This window comes from Roseateles microcysteis (assembly GCF_036880965.1).
Taxonomy (GTDB): Bacteria; Pseudomonadota; Gammaproteobacteria; order Burkholderiales; family Burkholderiaceae_C; genus JAUASW01.
Genome location: NZ_JBAJMV010000002.1, coordinates 496,258 through 511,795 on the forward strand (window position 1 = coordinate 496,258; position 15,538 = coordinate 511,795).

Genomic DNA, 15,538 nt, shown 5'->3' on the forward strand with positions numbered 1-15,538 from the left:
ACACCATGCCCCATTCGGATCACTCCCACACCGCTTCGCTCCTGCCAGGTCTGGGCGCCTCCATGCTGGCGTTGCTGCTGGCCACACCGCTGCCGGCCTCGGCCCAAGAGGGTGTGAACATGTGCGGCCGACTCGACAACGCCTACGGGCCCTACGACTTCCGCCACGACCGCGACAAGCTGCCCATCGTGCTAGGTGCGCACTTCACGCCCATGGTCGAAGCACTGATTCGCGGCACGACCTCCCAACGTCCGGGCGCCGACATCGACTACACCTTGCGCGCGATTCCCAATCATCCGAACGCCCTGCTCTCGATGGCCAGGCTGGCCGACCGCGAGCGTACCGACCAACCGGTCGGCTCGCGCTACACGGTCGACTGTTGGTTCGACCGTGCCATCCGCTTCCGCCCTGACGATCACGTCGTGCGCATGCTCTACGCCAACTTCCTGACCGAGAAGAAACGCTCCGAAGACGCACTGCGCCAGCTTGAGATCGTGCGCCTGCAACTGGCCAAGGACAACCCGCTTACCCACTACAACCTGGGCCTGCTCTATCTGGGCCTACAAATCTACGACAAGGCCCTGGTCGAGGCTCACCAGGCACTGGCCCTGGGCTATCCGCGCACCGAGCTGCAGGAGAAGCTGCGCGCTGCAGGTCGCTGGAAAGAGCCCGGCGACGACGCAGCTGCAGAAGCTGCTTCTGCACCGGCTTCAGGTGCCGCCTCGGAACCGTCAAAGTCGTGAACACAAAGGCATCTTCGGCCAGTGCCGCAGGGCTGGCCTACACCGCCCCAACCATTGCAGGTGGCAATGGCACGGACGGCAAGTGGCCCATACCATTGCCATTACCCTTGCCAAAAGGCCCGGTGTTTGGCTGGGCCGCGCTGCGCCACCTGCCTGCGCCCACCTTGCCCTCGGTCGAGGACCTGCCGCAGCTGCGCTTCACCACCAGCGGGCGCGCAGCCATCTATCAGGCCCTGCAGCTGCTAAAGCTGCCGGCCGGCAGCGCCGTTCTGCTGCCCACCTACCACTGCCCGACCATGGTCGCGCCGGTGCTTATGCTGGGCCTGCGGCCCGTCTATTTCGGCCTCAATGCCGAGGGCCTGCCCGACCTGGCTGGAATCAGCCATGACGAGGCGACCGAAGCAGGTGCCATGCTCGTCTCACACTACTTCGGCCTCCCGCGTTCGCTGGCTGCCGTGCGCGACTGGTGCGACCAGCAAGGCATCGCGTTGATCGAGGACTGTGCGCACAGCTACTTCGGCCAAGCTGGCGAGCGCCCCATCGGCCGATGGGGCGACTACGCCACGGCCAGCGTGTCCAAGTTCTTTCCCGTGCCGGAAGCGGGCGTGCTCGCCTCGGCCACCCGGCCGTTGCCGGACTCCGCCCTTCGGCCCCAAGGTGCCAAAGCCCAGCTCAAGGCCTGGGTCGACGTGCTGGAGATCGGCACCCGCCATGGCCGCCTGGCCGGCCTGCAGGCCTTGCTGGCAATCTTTTTCAGGCTCAAGTCCGGCCCTGTCTCGCGTCGCGTTGCGCCGGCGCCGGCCGCTGGCACCTCGGCCGAGGATTTGATGCTGGGCTGCGACATGGGTCGTATTGCCGCCAAGCCTTTGGCCCTGTCCATGCTGCTGCGTGAACACCTGCCGCGAGACCGCATCATTGCGCTGCGCCAACGCAACTTCGCCTTGTACGAGCAGATGCTTGGCGAACACAACGCCATGCGGGACTTCGCCGCCCAGGGCATTGCCGATTGCGCGCCCTATGTCTATCCGTTCTGGGTCGAAGACGCGGACCGGGTCTATCACGCGCTGCGTGAGCGGGGCCTGCCCGTGTTCCGCTGGGACCGCCTCTGGCCGGGCACGCCCAAGCTCCCGCAAGACCACGGGCGCCGCTGGAGCCACCACTTGCTGCAGTTGCTGTGCCACCAGGACCTGGACGACAACGACATTCAACAAACAGCCCGGCAGCTGCTGTCTCTGCTGCAGCCGCCACAAGAACAGCCTCAACAGGAATCCAGCCCGCCATGAAATGGACCCGTACAGCCGCCAGTGAGTTGGCGCAGGACCCGCAGCTGCGGGCCGACTGGGACCGGCTCAACGCCCAGCGCGGCGACCTGCCCTTCATGGGCAGCGCGGCCACGCTGGCTGCGCTCGAGGTGTTCGGCCAGGGGCGCGAGCAATTGCTTGTCGGCCGCGACGGCCAGGGCCGAGCGCAGGCCATGCTTCTGCTGGCACCCGCGGGCAGTCTGCGCTGGCAGACCTTCCAGCCGTCACAGCAGCCGCTTGGCGCCTGGGTAGCCGAGGCCGGCATTACGCCCGACGAACTGGCGCAAGACCTGCTGGGCTCGGGCGCTGTCGGCTTCGCGCTGAGCCTGTCGCTGACCCAGATCGACTCTCTGTTCGCGCCCCGCGCCGAAGACGATGCGCGCAGCCGCCACGATGCCTACATTGACACTGCCTGGGTCGACATTGCCGGCACGTTCGACGACTACTGGGCCGCGCGAGGCAAGAACCTGCGCCAGAACATGAAGAAGCAGCGCAACAAGCTGCAGGCTGAGGGCATTGCCGTCGAGATGCGCAGCTTCGAAGCCGAGGCCGACATGGCGGGCGTGATCCAGCGCTACGGCGAAATGGAAGGCCGCAGCTGGAAGGCGCAGAGCGGCACCGCCATCACACCAGACAACGCGCAAGGCCGCTTCTACACACGCCTGCTGTCCGAGGCTGCCGCGCGAGGCGAGGCTGTGGTCTACGAGCTGCTGTTCGACGGCAAGACCGTGGCCAGCAACCTCTGCCTGCGCCGGGGCACGACTCTGGTGATGCTGAAGACCACCTATGACGAGGCGCTGCAGAGCTACTCGGCCGCCTTCCTGTTGCACCAGGACATCGTCCAGCAACTGCTCGAACAGCAGCGTATCCAGCGCCTGGAGTACTACGGTAAGGTGATGGAGTGGCATACGCGCTGGACCGACAACAAGCGTGAGCTCTACCACCTGACCTCGTTCCGCTGGGCGCTGCTGAAGAACCTGGCGGCACGCCGGGCCAAGGCGGCCGCGGCCGCCCCCGCGGCAGGCAGCGAAGCATCGGAAAATCACACGCCATGACCCCGGACTGCATCACCGTCGTCATTCCCTTCTTCCAGCGCGAGCCTGGCGTGCTGACGCGCGCGCTGGCCAGCATTGCTGCGCAGGTGGACTGCCCGCTGCCCATCCACGTGCTGGTGGTTGATGACGCCTCGCCCGTGGACCCCGCGCCCGAAATCGCCGCAGCCGTCTGGCACGAAGGCCAGAGCTGCCAATTGGTCCGCCGGCCCAACGGCGGCCCCGGCGCGGCCCGAAACACCGGACTGGAACACGCGCCGCCCAACACCCGGCTGCTTGCCTTCCTGGATTCGGACGACCAGTGGCACGCCGAGCATCTGCAGCGCGCGGTCAAGGCCGCCGAGCGCGGTTTCGATTTCTACTTCGCCGACCATTTCCAGCTCGGCCAAAACGTCGGCGCGTTCGCCCGTGCCGGCAAGATCGACATCGCAGCCCACCCCTTGGTCGATCCCGCAACGCCGCAGCTGCATGCCTACCAGGGCGACCTTTTCGACCAGGTGCTGCGCGGCAACATCATCGGCACCTCGACCGTGGTCTACGACTTCCGCCGCTTTGCCGGCAAGCGTTTCCGCGTCGAGTTCACCCATGCCGGTGAAGATTATCTGTTCTGGATGGAGCTGATCACCTCAGGCGCCCGAGCGGCGTTCTCATCCGTCATCGAGGCCACCTACGGCCGGGGGGTTAACGTCTATGCCGCCTCCGGCTGGGGCACCGAGGATTTCGCCCGCCGTGTCTACAACGAGCTGCGCTATCGCAAGACAGTCCGCGACGGTTTCCCGCTCAACGCCAGCCAGCGCGAGCATGTGCAACGGGAGATCTCGCGGCTGCGCGAGGCCTTCGCCGAAGACGTGATCCACAGGCTGCGCAATGGCAAGCCAGTGTCGCGTCCCCTCGTTAAAGCCCAGCGCCAGCTCGACCCGTGGAGCGTGGTTGCAGTGCCCTGGGTGGGCTTGCGAAGACTGTTGGGTCGCCGATGACGACCCTCGCGGAGCTGCCCCCCTCCACCATGCAGTCCAATGCAGACCGGGTGCTGGTCAGCATCCTCAACTGGAACGGCACGGCCGACACCTTGCGCTGCCTGCAGGGTATCGACCGCAGTCAGTGCCCCGACTTGCAGTTCGCCGTGCTCGACAATGGCTCGGCCCAAGACCCAAGCGCGCAGTTCCAGGCGCAGTGCCCCGACGTGCTGAACTTCCGCGTGCCGCGGAACCTGGGCTTTGCCGGTGGCCACAACTGGATGATCAAATGGGCGATGCAGCAAGGCTACGGTGCCGTGCTTATCCTCAACAACGACTGCGAGATCGATGTCAACGCCATCCTGGCCCTGAAGCAGCAGCTGGACAGCGATCCTCAGATCGCCGTCGCTTCCTGCGTCATCTATCGCTCCGGTGCAGTGCGCCGGCCTATGATGGTCAGCGGCTGGATCGACTGGGCCCGGCAGCTGTCGGTTCGCCCCAATTCGCCAGACGCCAAGCCGCCCGCCGGAGAGCCAATGCTGCTAGTGGGCACCGCCTTACTGCTGCGCTGTGCCGCCCTGCAGACAATCGGCCTGCTCGATGAGCGCTATTTCGCGTACTACGAAGACAACGACCTGAGCGCCCGCGTTGCCGCCGCAGGGCTGAAATCGGTCTACTGCAAGGATTCGATCTGCCTGCACCACTACCGCCCGCTGCACGAGTACAGCGCGATGGCGCTGTACCTGATGTCGCGCAACCAATGGCTGTTCTGGCGCGAGCACACGCCTGAGGCTTGCAAGCCCGGCATGACACGGCGACTGACCGCCCGCTCCCTGCATGATCTGGCCTTGCTCAAGAAGAACCAAGTGTCTCGGGACAAAACGCAAGCTGTGGTAGCTGGCTGGTGGGACGCAATGCATGGACGCTACGGCGCGCCGCCGACCAAGCTGGTAGGCCCGGCCTGGCTCCATGGCCTGGCCATGCTGTCTCCCTATCTCGCCAGCCGGTTGCTGCTGGCACCACTGGCCACGCTGCGCCGCAAGCTGGGCGCGCAGCCCCGCACCTGACCGACGGAGCGACGCACAACCATGACTGAACCCACACGCGAGGCAGCGGCGAAACCGGCGGACTACTACCGCCATACCCGCAAGGAGATGTTGCCCTTCTTCCCGGCCAGCGTTGCCAAGGTGCTGGACATCGGTTGCGGCAATGGCCGTTTCGGCGAGCTGCTCAAGGTCAGCTTTCCAGGAGTCCAGGTCTGGGGGGTGGAGCCAGTGGCCGAAGCCCACGCTGTGGCCGCCAGCGTGCTGGACCGTGCGCTGCTGGGCGGCTTTGACGCCTCGATGGCGCTGCCAGAGAACTTCTTCGACGTGATCGTCTTCAACGACAGCCTGGAGCATTTCCCCGACCACGTGCCCGTCCTGCAATTGGCGGTGCGCCTACTGAAGCCGGGAGGCGCCATCGTGGCGTCCATCCCCAACATCCGCTACTGGCCGCATGTCCAGCAATACCTGTTCGAAGCTGACTGGCGCTACGAATCGCAAGGCGTGCTGGACCGCACCCACCTGCGCTTCTTCACCAGGAGAAGCATCTTGCGCGATTTCGCGGCGGCGGGCCTCGATGTGCAGCAGATCGGCGGCATCAATGGTTGCTGGTTGAGCTGGAAGTTCCGTTTGCTCCGGGCCCTGATGCCCGGATTGATGAACGACATGCCCTATCAGCAGTTTGCGCTGAGAGCGGTCAAGCCCATGGGTCTGCAATGAAGAATGTCTTGATGGTTGCCTACCACTTCCCGCCGCTGGCGGGCAGCAGTGGCATCCAGCGCACGTTGCGCTTTGTCCAGCACCTGCCTAGCTTCGGCTGGAATCCGCTGGTCCTTAGCGCCGATCCGCGGGCCTACGAGCGCGTCAGCACCGATCTTGAAGCCGACATCCCGCCAGGCACCGTGGTGCGGCGCGCTTTCGCACTCGACACGGCCCGACATCTCTCCCTCAAGGGCCGCTACGTCGGGGCAATGGCGCGGCCGGACCGCTGGATAAGTTGGCGCTTCGATGCGGTACGGGTGGGCATGGAGATGATCCACAAGTACAAGCCCGAAGCGATCTGGAGCACGTACCCAATCGCCACCGCCCACCGCATCGGCGCCGAGCTACAGCGCCGCAGCGGCCTGCCCTGGATCGCCGACTTCCGCGACCCGATGGCCCAGGAAGGCTATCCAGCCGACCCCAAGACCTGGCAGGCCTACAAGGACATCGAGCGCGAGGCCGTGGACCGTGCCGCGCTGAGCACCTTCACCACGCCCAGTTGCGTTGAGGAATACCGCCAGCGCTATCCAGATCGCGCGCAAGACCTGGCCCTGCTGGAGAACGGCTACGACGAGGACAGCTTCGCCCTTGCCGGCGACCTGGCCTCGGGCGGCCCCTTGAACCCGGGCGCCATCACGCTGCTGCATAGCGGCATCGTCTATCCGAGCGAGCGCGATCCCACCCAGCTGATGGCAGCCTTGAAACGCCTGCACGATGCCGGCCAGATCACACCCGCGACGCTGCAGCTGCGTTTCCGCGCAGCGGTGGCGGAAGACTTGCTCCGCCGCCTGGCAGGCGAGCACGGCGTGCAGGACTACATCCAGATCTGCCCGCCAGTGCCTTATCGCGAGGCGCTGGAAGAAATGCTGCGGGCCGACGGCCTGCTGCTCTTGCAGGCCAGCAACTGCAATGCGCAGATCCCGGCCAAGCTCTATGAATACCTGCGGGCCGGCCGGCCGGTGCTGTGCCTGAGTGACCCGGCCGGCGACACGGCGCGCGTTCTGCTCGATGCTGGCATCAACGCGATTGCCAGGCTCGATGACGCGGGCGATATCGCCCGGCTGCTGCAGGCCTTCTGCCAGAACGCCAGGACATCGCCGCTGCACACACTTGCACGTCCCGACGCGATCGCCGCCGCCTCGCGCCGCGGCCGCAGCGAGGCCCTGGCCGGCCTGCTCGACCGCGTCAGCAGCAGGCCGGGCCCGCGATGAGCACCCGCCGCGCCATCGCCTTCTCCTTCCTCGACCGCTACGCCGCGCTGGCGCTGTCGATCGGCTCCTCGGTGATCATCTCGCGCCTGATGACGCCAGCCGAGATCGGCGTCTATTCGGTGACCATGGTCTTCGTCTCACTGGCCGCGGCCTTCCGCGACCTCGGCGCCGGGCAATTCCTGCTGCAAAAACGCGCGCTCGAGCCGCGACACTTGCGCGCCGTCTGGACCGTCATGATCGCCGCCGGCTGCCTGATGGCCCTGCTCATCCTGCTAGGCGCCTGGCCCTTGTCGCTGTTCTACGACGAGCCCCGGATCGTGCCCATCATGGCCCTGATCGCGCTGGGCTATGTGTTCAATTCCTTCGGCGCCATGAGCTACGCCTGGCTGATGCGCTCGCTGCGCTTCGAGGCCCTGGCCATGATGCGCTTCAGCGCCACGCTGACCGGCACGGCCGTGACACTGCTGCTCGCCTGGAAGCAGTATGGGCCAATCAGCTTGGCCTGGGGCAGTCTCGTCACCGCCGTCACCAACGCCGCAGTCGGCCAGTACTACCGGCCGGACGGCTTCCGCTGGTGGCCAGGCCGGGAGGGCTTGCGCGAGGTCGTCAGCTTCGGCAGCAAGATCTCGCTTACCAGCGTCGCCGGGGTGATCGGCGGCGGAATGTCGGAGATGGCGCTGGGCAAGCTGCAGGATTTGCATTCGGTGGGCCTGTATTCACGCGCCAACGGCCTGGCGGCCATGTTCAGCCGCCTGGTCATGGATGCCACCAATGCGGTGGCACTGCCGCTGTTCGCGCGCGCCACGCGGGAACACGGTTCCAGCCTGCAGCCCTGGCTGCGCGCCACGTCCTACGTGACAGTGCTGGGCTGGAGTTTTGCCGTCGGCGTGGCGCTGTTGGGTTCGCCCCTGGTGCTGCTGCTCTACGGGGCCCAGTGGGGCGATGCCGTGCCGCCGCTGCGCTGGCTGGCGCTGGCCATGGCGATCAACTTGCCGGCAGCGCTTTGCACGCAGGTGCTGATCGGCGCCGGCCAGGCGGACCGGGTGCTGCGCATCACCATGATGGCGGCGCTCTGCCAGCTGGTCTGCACCACCGCAGGAGCTGCCATCAGTGTCGAGGCAGCGGCACAGGGCTTCGCGCTATCGCAGGTACCGGTGGCTCTGGCCTGGTTGCACGGCGCCCAGAAGCAGCTCGGCTTCAGTTGGTCCGAGCTGCTGGCGCTGCTGCTGCGCAGCGCGGCCTGCGTGGCCCTTGTGGCCGTTGTGCCTATCCTGCTCGTGCTGCGCTATGGCAGCCACCCTGCCGCGCCGCTGGTGCCACTGCTCGCTGCGCTCGGAGGCGGCGGAATGCTGCTGCTGCTGGCACTGAGGCTATTTAAGCACCCCCTATGGAGCGAATGCCTGCGCATGGCCGGCTTCATTCGCGCCAAGTCCGGCTTCCTCCGCGGCTGAAGCCCGCGCGCCCCAGGCCACGCATGTCCACCATCAGCATGGATGCCACGGGAGACGCGCAAGAGCCTGAGATCACAGTGCTGGTGCTTTGCTACCGGCACCGGCCCTTCCTGGCCGACTGCCTGGCCAGCGTGGCAGGGCAGACCTGGACGGACTTCGAGCTGATCGTTTGCGACGACGCCTCAGACGATGGCTCCGCGGCGCTTATCGAGCAATGCCTGTCCACCCTGGGCCGGCCCGCGTGCTTCGTGCGCCACACATGCAACCTGGGCCTGTGCGGCACGCTGGTCGAGCTGCTAGGTATGGCGCGCGGCCGCCATGTGGCGATGATCGCGGCCGACGACCTTTGGGCGCCGGAGCGGCTGGCCGCCCAATTGGCCGTGCTGCGCCAACATCCCGAAGCCGCCATGGTCTATTCTGATGCGCACCAGATCGACGAATCAGGCGCGCTGTTGCCGGGAAGCTTCATGCAGGCGCACCAGGCGCCTGTGCCAGCGCCCAGCGGCAAACTCTTCGCTGCCCTGGTCGAGCGGAACTTCATCCCGGCGATGGCAACGCTGATCCGCCGCTCGGCCATCGACGCGGTTGGTGGCTACGACGCGAGCTTCAGCTACGAGGACTACGACATGTGGCTGCGCCTGGCCGCGCGCTTCCCCATCGTGCACCTGCCGGGCCGCTTGGCCAGCTACCGAATCGTCGCCAGCTCGATGGTGCGGACCATGTTTGCGCGCCCGGATGGGCGCCACTTCTTCACCGAGTACCGGATCCACGAACGCTGGCTCGACAGCGGGCTGCTCAGCGATAGACAGCGCCAGCGCTGGGTGCTTTTGCAGGCCAACGCGGCCTACGGCATGTTCTGCACCGGCCACCCCCGAGCTGCGGCGGCGCTTTGGAAAGCGGCCCAAAGGGACAGCAGCCGCCGCGCCAGCTGGCTGCTACGTAGCTTTCTGTGTGCGATAGGCCTCCATCGTCCCCGACTTGTGAGGCTGCTTGCTCCGCTGAAGCTTGCACACAGGGAATAATCCGCCGCGAACCAAGTCACTCAACGCCAACCGCATGAACCAACGCTCTGAACCGACGGCTAGCGCCGGTCTTCTGCACGCCCATGGCCAGCCCCGCTTCGACGCCGTGCTTTCCGGCAACATGGAGCAGGCCTGGATGACATTGGCCGAGGGCGATCCCGCGCGGCTGGCCAGCGTGGGCGGCGGCTTTGCCGTCGCCGTTCGGCGCGCCGACGGTGCCATCTGGATGGCGGTGGACCGCTTTGCCGTCGAGACCCTGTGCTGGCGCATCGAGGATGGCCAGCTGCAGGTCGCGACCCGGGCCGACCAACTGGGCGCCGAGCAGATCGAGGCGCAGGCCCTGTTCGACTACCTGCACTTCCACGCCATTCCCTCGCCCCACACCGTGTTCAGCGGCGTGCAGCGCCTGCCGGCGGGCCACTGGGCCTTGTTCAAGGACGGCAAGATCGAGGTGAAGCCTTTCTGGACGCCGAATTTCCGCCCCCAGGCCAAGCCGGACTTCGTGGCTCTGAAGGAGGAGTTCCGCCGTCTGGTGCAGCAAGGCGTCAAGCGCAGCCTCGGCGAGCAACAGCCGGCCTGCTTCCTCAGCGGCGGCACAGACAGCTCTACCGTCGCCGGCATGCTGGCGCGGCTTGGTGGCGCCAAGCCGGCCAGCTATTCCATCGGTTTCGAAGCCGAGGGCTACGACGAGATGGAATACGCCCGCCTCGCGGCCCGGCACTTCGGCACCGACCACCACGAGTACTACGTAACGCCGGACGACCTGGTGCGCGAGATCCCGCACGTGGCGGCCGCCATCGACCAGCCTTTCGGCAACTCCTCGCTGCTGCCCGCCTTTTGCTGCGCCAAGCTAGCTTACAGCGACGGCGTGACCCAGTTGCTGGCCGGCGACGGCGGCGACGAGCTGTTTGGCGGCAACGCGCGCTACGCCAAGCAGCGCGTCTTCAGCTGGTACCAGAACGTGCCCAGCGTGTTGCGCACCTGCTTGCTGGAGCCGCTCTTGATGCATACGCCGCTGGGCACGCTGCCGCTGGCGCGCAAGGGCCGCAGCTATATCGAGCAGGCCGGCACGCCCATGCCTGATCGGCTGGACCTGTATAACCTGCTGACCCGCATCGGCCGCGCCGAAGTGCTCACGCCCAAGTTCCTCACCCGGGTCGACCAGGCCGAGCCGCTGGGCCTGCAGCGTCAGGTCTGGAATGCCGTGCCCGAGGCCAACGAGCTGGACCGCCAGCTCGCCTTCGATTGGCGCTTCACGCTGGCAGAGAGCGACCTGCCCAAGGTGCGCCAGGCCTGCCAGTTGGCGGGCGTCGAGGTGGCCTTCCCGTTGCTGGACGATGACTTGTTGGCTTTCTCGCTGCTGTTGCCCGAGGAATACAAGCTCAGGGGCAGCCAGCTGCGCTGGTTCTTCAAGGAGGCGCTGCGCGGCTTCCTTCCAGACGAAATCATCACCAAGAGCAAGCATGGCTTCGGCCTGCCCTTTGGCGTCTGGTGCACCCGCCACGCGGCACTGCGCGAGCTGGCCGAGAGCAGCGTGCAGGGCCTTGTGAGCCGCGGCTGGGTGCGGGCCGACTTCGCCCGCCGCCTCTTTGCGGAGCTGCTGCCGGCCCATCCCGGCTACTACGGCGAGATGGTCTGGATCCTGATGATGCTGGAGCAGTGGCTGCTAGCCCACACGGCGGCTGGGAAGCTGGTGTCGCTGGTCTAAGACCATGACCGGATGACCAAGCTTGCCCCTTCTATCAGCGGAAGGCCATGGCGGGGGGTGGCTCGGCCCGAGCCCGGCACCAGGGTCTTCCCGCCGCTCGGCGCCGCCTATTGACACACCATCTGGGGGGTGACACGCCCGGCAATTCTGGCGACGATGCGCGCCATGACCTGGACGTTTAAATTCCCCTTTCTCGCCCTGGCCGTGCTGGCTGCTGCATTATTGAGCAGCTGCGGAGGCGGCAGTGGCAGCGACAGCAGCAATCCTTCGATCCAGCAAGCAGACAGCAAGCGCAAGGCTGCAGCCACCGCAGTCCCGCCTGCGCCCGTCCTGAACGGCGTCTGGACCCAGCTTCCGAACCCCAACTACGCACCGCCCGCCGGGCCCTATGCACGCGCCTGGACGGAAATGACCTGGGACCCGCTGCGCGGCGAGATGGTGATTTTTGGCGGCAACGGCGCAACCGGCTACGAGAACGACATCTGGGCCTACAACGCGGACAGCACCAACTGGACGCAGATCGATCCACAGGTCTCCTGCCCCGGCAACTACGGTTTCTCCAAGCCCAACGGCACCGACGACGCAAACTTCAAATTCGACCCGGTCAATCGGCTCTACTGGGTGTTCGGCGCAGCGAGCGGCTACCGCTGCCTCAGCATCGCGCCGGTTCGCACGGCCAGCGAGGGCAGCGCGCCCAGCCTGCTGGTCGACCCCAGCCTGGAGCCGCCGGCCAGCGGCACCTATGCCCAATGGCGGGTCCGTTCGGGCAGCGGCGACGTCGCCGTCGTCTCCTATGACGACAGCAGCAAGTCGCTCACGTTGGCAAGCCCTATCGCCACGCTCGCGACAGGGGCCGGCTACCAGCTCTACGCCACCACCGGCGCCGGCATCTGGTATTTCGATCCGGCTAGCAGGCTCTGGACCGGTCAGGACACCCCGGGCGGCCGCATAGGCCTGACGCCCACGTCGATTGCCGCCCGCATCGCGCCGGCCGTGGCCTATTCGGATGCCGATGAATCCTTCGTCATGTTCGCAGGCAAGTCCAACGGTTCGGACAAGAGCGTCTGGCGCATGGATGTCCGCAGCAAGCTCTGGACGCAGCTGCCGGTGCCTGCCTCGGGCACACCGCCGCACATGCGCGAGCTGCTGAACTCCTTCGTCTACGACAAGGTCAACAACGTCTTTATCCTCTTCGGCGGCGTCTGCAACTACGACGGCGCCTGCGCTGACGAAACCAGGAACGGCCAGACCTGGGCCTATCACCTGCCCAGCAACACCTGGACCAACATGAACCCGCCGACCGCGCCGTCGGCACGTGCCCAGCACGTCATGGCCTACGACGAGCAGCATGGCGTCGTCACCCTCTTCGGCGGCCGCACGAACGGCGGCACCGCCAACGACACCTGGTACTACCACTTCCCCAGCAACACCTGGACCCAGGTGAGCACCGCCGCCGCGCCCGAAGGCCGCTACCTGTCCCAGATCGCCTACGACCCAGACCGCCAGCGCACCGTCATCTTTGGCGGCCAGGCCAGCACGATGAAGTCCGACATCTGGGCGCTCAAGCTCACCAGCGCCGTCGGCGTGCCCAGCGTGACCCTGACCTCGCCGGCCGCAGGCAATACCTACCTGGCGCCGGCCAGCATCAGCCTCAGCGCAGATGCCTCCGACGCGGGCGGCAGTATCAGCAAGGTCGAGTTCTTCGCCGGGGCCACCAAGGTCGGCGAAAGCACGACGGCTCCCTATGCCATCACCTGGAGCAATGTCCCGGCCGGTACCTATTCCATCACCGCCAAGGCGACAGACAACACTGGTGTAAGTGCCACCTCGACCGCGGTCGGCATCACGGTCAACGCGCCCGCCAACGTCGCCCCCTCGGTCAGCCTGACCGGCCCTGCCGGTGGCAGCGTCTTCACCGCGCCCGCCAGCATCATGCTCACGGCCAACGCGGCTGACAGCGACGGCTCGGTGAGCAAGGTCGAGTTCTACGCCGGTGCCGTCAAGATCGGCGAAAGCAGCAGCGCGCCTTACAGCCTCAGCTGGAGCGGCGTGGCCGCAGGCAGCTACACGCTCACCGCCAAGGCCACGGACAACAGCGGTGCCAGCACCACCTCCATCCCGGTCAGCATCACGGTCAATGCGTCGGCCAATGTGCCGCCGTCCGTCTCGCTCACAGCGCCCACCTCCGGCACCAGCTACACCAGCCCGGCCAGCATCACGCTCACGGCCACTGCTTCGGACAGTGATGGCTCGGTGAGCAAGGTCGAGTTCTACGCCGGCGCCGCCAAGATCGGCGAGAGCAGCTCGGCGCCCCACAGCTTCAGCTGGAGCGGCGTCGCGGCGGGCAGCTACACCCTCACCGCTCGGGCCATCGACAACACCGGTGCCAGCGCCACGAGCAGCTCGGTCACCGTCACGGTGAACGACCCGGTCGGCGGCGGCACCAGCATCAACGTCGCGCTGCAGGTCAATGGCGGCGTTGCCAGCGCCTCGTCCACCTACTCCTCGCTCTACACCGTCGCATCCATCAACGACGGCAACCGCCGCGGCAACAACTGGGCCAGCGGTGGCGGCTGGAACGATGCTTCGGCAGCCACCTTCCCGGACTGGGTGCAAGTCAACTTCAGTGGCGCCAAGACCATCGACCGCATCGTGGTCTACACCCTGGCCGACAACTACGCCAGCGCCCCCGAGGCCACCGCCAGCACCACCTTCAGCCAGTACGGCATCACCGACTTCCTGGTCCAGTACTGGAACGGTTCGGCCTGGGTCGCCGTGCCCGGGGGCACCGTCACGGGCAACAACTTCGTGATGCGCGGCTTCAGCTTCCCGGCCGTCACCACCGACCGCATCCGCATCACCGTCAACAACGCGCTGTCATGGCACAGCCGCATCGTCGAACTGGAAGCCTGGACCACGGGCGGCGCACCGGCCAACAGCGCTCCTGCCGTGAACCTGACCTCGCCCACGCCAGGCACCAACTACACTGCCCCGGCCAGCATCACGCTGCAAGCCAGTGCCTCCGATGTGGACGGCACGATTGCCAAGGTGGAGTTCTTCTCCGGTGGCAGCAAGATCGGCGAGAGCAGCACTGCGCCCTACAGCTACACCTGGACTGGTGTGACCGCTGGCGGCTATGTGCTCACGGCCGTGGCCACCGACAACAACGGCGCCAGCACCACCTCCAGCGCCGTAACCGTGGTGGTCAACGCGCCCGCCAACGTCGCCCCCTCGGTCAGCCTGACCGGCCCTGCCGGTGGCAGCGTCTTCACCGCGCCCGCCAGCATCATGCTCACGGCCAACGCGGCTGACAGCGACGGCTCGGTGAGCAAGGTCGAGTTCTACGCCGGTGCCGTCAAGATCGGCGAAAGCAGCAGCGCGCCTTACAGCCTCAGCTGGAGCGGCGTGGCCGCAGGCAGCTACACGCTCACCGCCAAGGCCACGGACAACAGCGGTGCCAGCACCACCTCCATCCCGGTCAGCATCACGGTCAATGCGTCGGCCAATGTGCCGCCGTCCGTCTCGCTCACAGCGCCCACCTCCGGCACCAGCTACACCAGCCCGGCCAGCATCACGCTCACGGCCACTGCTTCGGACAGTGATGGCTCGGTGAGCAAGGTCGAGTTCTACGCCGGCGCCGCCAAGATCGGCGAGAGCAGCTCGGCGCCCCACAGCTTCAGCTGGAGCGGCGTCGCGGCGGGCAGCTACACCCTCACCGCTCGGGCCATCGACAACACCGGTGCCAGCGCCACGAGCAGCTCGGTCACCGTCACGGTGAACGACCCGGTCGGCGGCGGCACCAGCATCAACGTCGCGCTGCAGGTCAATGGCGGCGTTGCCAGCGCCTCGTCCACCTACTCCTCGCTCTACACCGTCGCATCCATCAACGACGGCAACCGCCGCGGCAACAACTGGGCCAGCGGTGGCGGCTGGAACGATGCTTCGGCAGCCACCTTCCCGGACTGGGTGCAAGTCAACTTCAGTGGCGCCAAGACCATCGACCGCATCGTGGTCTACACCCTGGCCGACAACTACGCCAGCGCCCCCGAGGCCACCGCCAGCACCACCTTCAGCCAGTACGGCATCACCGACTTCCTGGTCCAGTACTGGAACGGTTCGGCCTGGGTCGCCGTGCCCGGGGGCACCGTCACGGGCAACAACTTCGTGATGCGCGGCTTCAGCTTCCCGGCCGTCACCACCGACCGCATCCGCATCACCGTCAACAACGCGCTGTCATGGCACAGCCGCATCGTCGAACTGGAAGCCTGGGGTAACTGAGGTTTCGCCGT

The 15,538-nt window shown here is 66.6% G+C and carries 11 protein-coding genes; all 11 read left to right on the plus strand.

Annotation, left to right across the window (positions count from 1 at the left end):
- Window positions 1–5: 5 nt before the first annotated feature.
- The 11 genes from V3596_RS07225 (at window position 6) to V3596_RS07275 (ending at window position 15,527) form a co-directional block, all read left to right on the plus strand.
- Window positions 6–743, plus strand: a complete 738-nt coding sequence (locus V3596_RS07225) for an ABC transporter permease (protein ID WP_334277005.1) — start codon at window positions 6–8, stop codon at window positions 741–743.
- A 107-nt stretch (window positions 744–850) separates the two neighbouring features.
- Window positions 851–2,026: a DegT/DnrJ/EryC1/StrS family aminotransferase gene (locus V3596_RS07230; protein WP_334277006.1), complete on the plus strand. Its 1,176-nt coding sequence runs from the start codon at window positions 851–853 to the stop codon at window positions 2,024–2,026.
- Window positions 2,023–3,099, plus strand: coding sequence for a GNAT family N-acetyltransferase (locus V3596_RS07235; protein ID WP_334277007.1), 1,077 nt, complete (start codon window positions 2,023–2,025; stop codon window positions 3,097–3,099). Before V3596_RS07230 ends, V3596_RS07235 begins: the two co-directional genes overlap by 4 nt.
- Window positions 3,096–4,073, plus strand: coding sequence for a glycosyltransferase family 2 protein (locus V3596_RS07240; protein ID WP_334277008.1), 978 nt, complete (start codon window positions 3,096–3,098; stop codon window positions 4,071–4,073). The genes V3596_RS07235 and V3596_RS07240 overlap by 4 nt, the downstream gene beginning before the upstream one ends.
- A complete protein-coding gene (locus tag V3596_RS07245; RefSeq protein WP_334277009.1) occupies window positions 4,070–5,119 on the plus strand; it encodes a glycosyltransferase family 2 protein in 1,050 nt (349 codons plus the stop codon). The genes V3596_RS07240 and V3596_RS07245 overlap by 4 nt, the downstream gene beginning before the upstream one ends.
- Before the next feature lie 21 nt (window positions 5,120–5,140).
- A complete protein-coding gene (locus V3596_RS07250) occupies window positions 5,141–5,815 on the plus strand; it encodes a class I SAM-dependent methyltransferase (RefSeq protein WP_334277010.1) in 675 nt (224 codons plus the stop codon).
- A gap of 11 nt (window positions 5,816–5,826) precedes the next feature.
- Complete coding sequence (locus tag V3596_RS07255) at window positions 5,827–7,068, plus strand: glycosyltransferase family protein (protein WP_334277011.1); 1,242 nt, start codon at window positions 5,827–5,829, stop codon at window positions 7,066–7,068.
- The gene (locus tag V3596_RS07260; RefSeq protein WP_334277012.1) at window positions 7,065–8,519 is read left to right on the plus strand and encodes a lipopolysaccharide biosynthesis protein; all 1,455 of its coding nucleotides are present in this window, start codon (window positions 7,065–7,067) and stop codon (window positions 8,517–8,519) included. Before V3596_RS07255 ends, V3596_RS07260 begins: the two co-directional genes overlap by 4 nt.
- 23 nt (window positions 8,520–8,542) lie before the next feature.
- Window positions 8,543–9,541, plus strand: a complete 999-nt coding sequence (locus V3596_RS07265) for a glycosyltransferase family 2 protein (RefSeq protein ID WP_334277013.1) — start codon at window positions 8,543–8,545, stop codon at window positions 9,539–9,541.
- A gap of 34 nt (window positions 9,542–9,575) precedes the next feature.
- Window positions 9,576–11,249 carry an asparagine synthetase B family protein gene (locus V3596_RS07270; RefSeq protein ID WP_334277014.1) on the plus strand — a complete coding sequence of 558 codons (1,674 nt, stop codon included), beginning with the start codon at window positions 9,576–9,578 and terminating at the stop codon, window positions 11,247–11,249.
- Window positions 11,250–11,414: 165 nt separating this feature from the next.
- The gene (locus V3596_RS07275) at window positions 11,415–15,527 is read left to right on the plus strand and encodes an Ig-like domain-containing protein (protein WP_334277015.1); all 4,113 of its coding nucleotides are present in this window, start codon (window positions 11,415–11,417) and stop codon (window positions 15,525–15,527) included.
- Window positions 15,528–15,538: the final 11 nt, after the last annotated feature.

Coding starts and splice junctions, on each gene's coding strand:
- V3596_RS07275 (WP_334277015.1), top strand. CDS start 11,415: ATGACCTGGACGTTTAAATTCCCCTTTCTCGCCCTGGCCGTGCTGGCT.
- V3596_RS07260 (WP_334277012.1), top strand. CDS start 7,065: ATGAGCACCCGCCGCGCCATCGCCTTCTCCTTCCTCGACCGCTACGCC.
- V3596_RS07250 (WP_334277010.1), top strand. CDS start 5,141: ATGACTGAACCCACACGCGAGGCAGCGGCGAAACCGGCGGACTACTAC.
- V3596_RS07255 (WP_334277011.1), top strand. CDS start 5,827: ATGGTTGCCTACCACTTCCCGCCGCTGGCGGGCAGCAGTGGCATCCAG.
- V3596_RS07235 (WP_334277007.1), top strand. CDS start 2,023: ATGAAATGGACCCGTACAGCCGCCAGTGAGTTGGCGCAGGACCCGCAG.
- V3596_RS07265 (WP_334277013.1), top strand. CDS start 8,543: ATGTCCACCATCAGCATGGATGCCACGGGAGACGCGCAAGAGCCTGAG.
- V3596_RS07240 (WP_334277008.1), top strand. CDS start 3,096: ATGACCCCGGACTGCATCACCGTCGTCATTCCCTTCTTCCAGCGCGAG.
- V3596_RS07270 (WP_334277014.1), top strand. CDS start 9,576: ATGAACCAACGCTCTGAACCGACGGCTAGCGCCGGTCTTCTGCACGCC.
- V3596_RS07225 (WP_334277005.1), top strand. CDS start 6: ATGCCCCATTCGGATCACTCCCACACCGCTTCGCTCCTGCCAGGTCTG.
- V3596_RS07245 (WP_334277009.1), top strand. CDS start 4,070: ATGACGACCCTCGCGGAGCTGCCCCCCTCCACCATGCAGTCCAATGCA.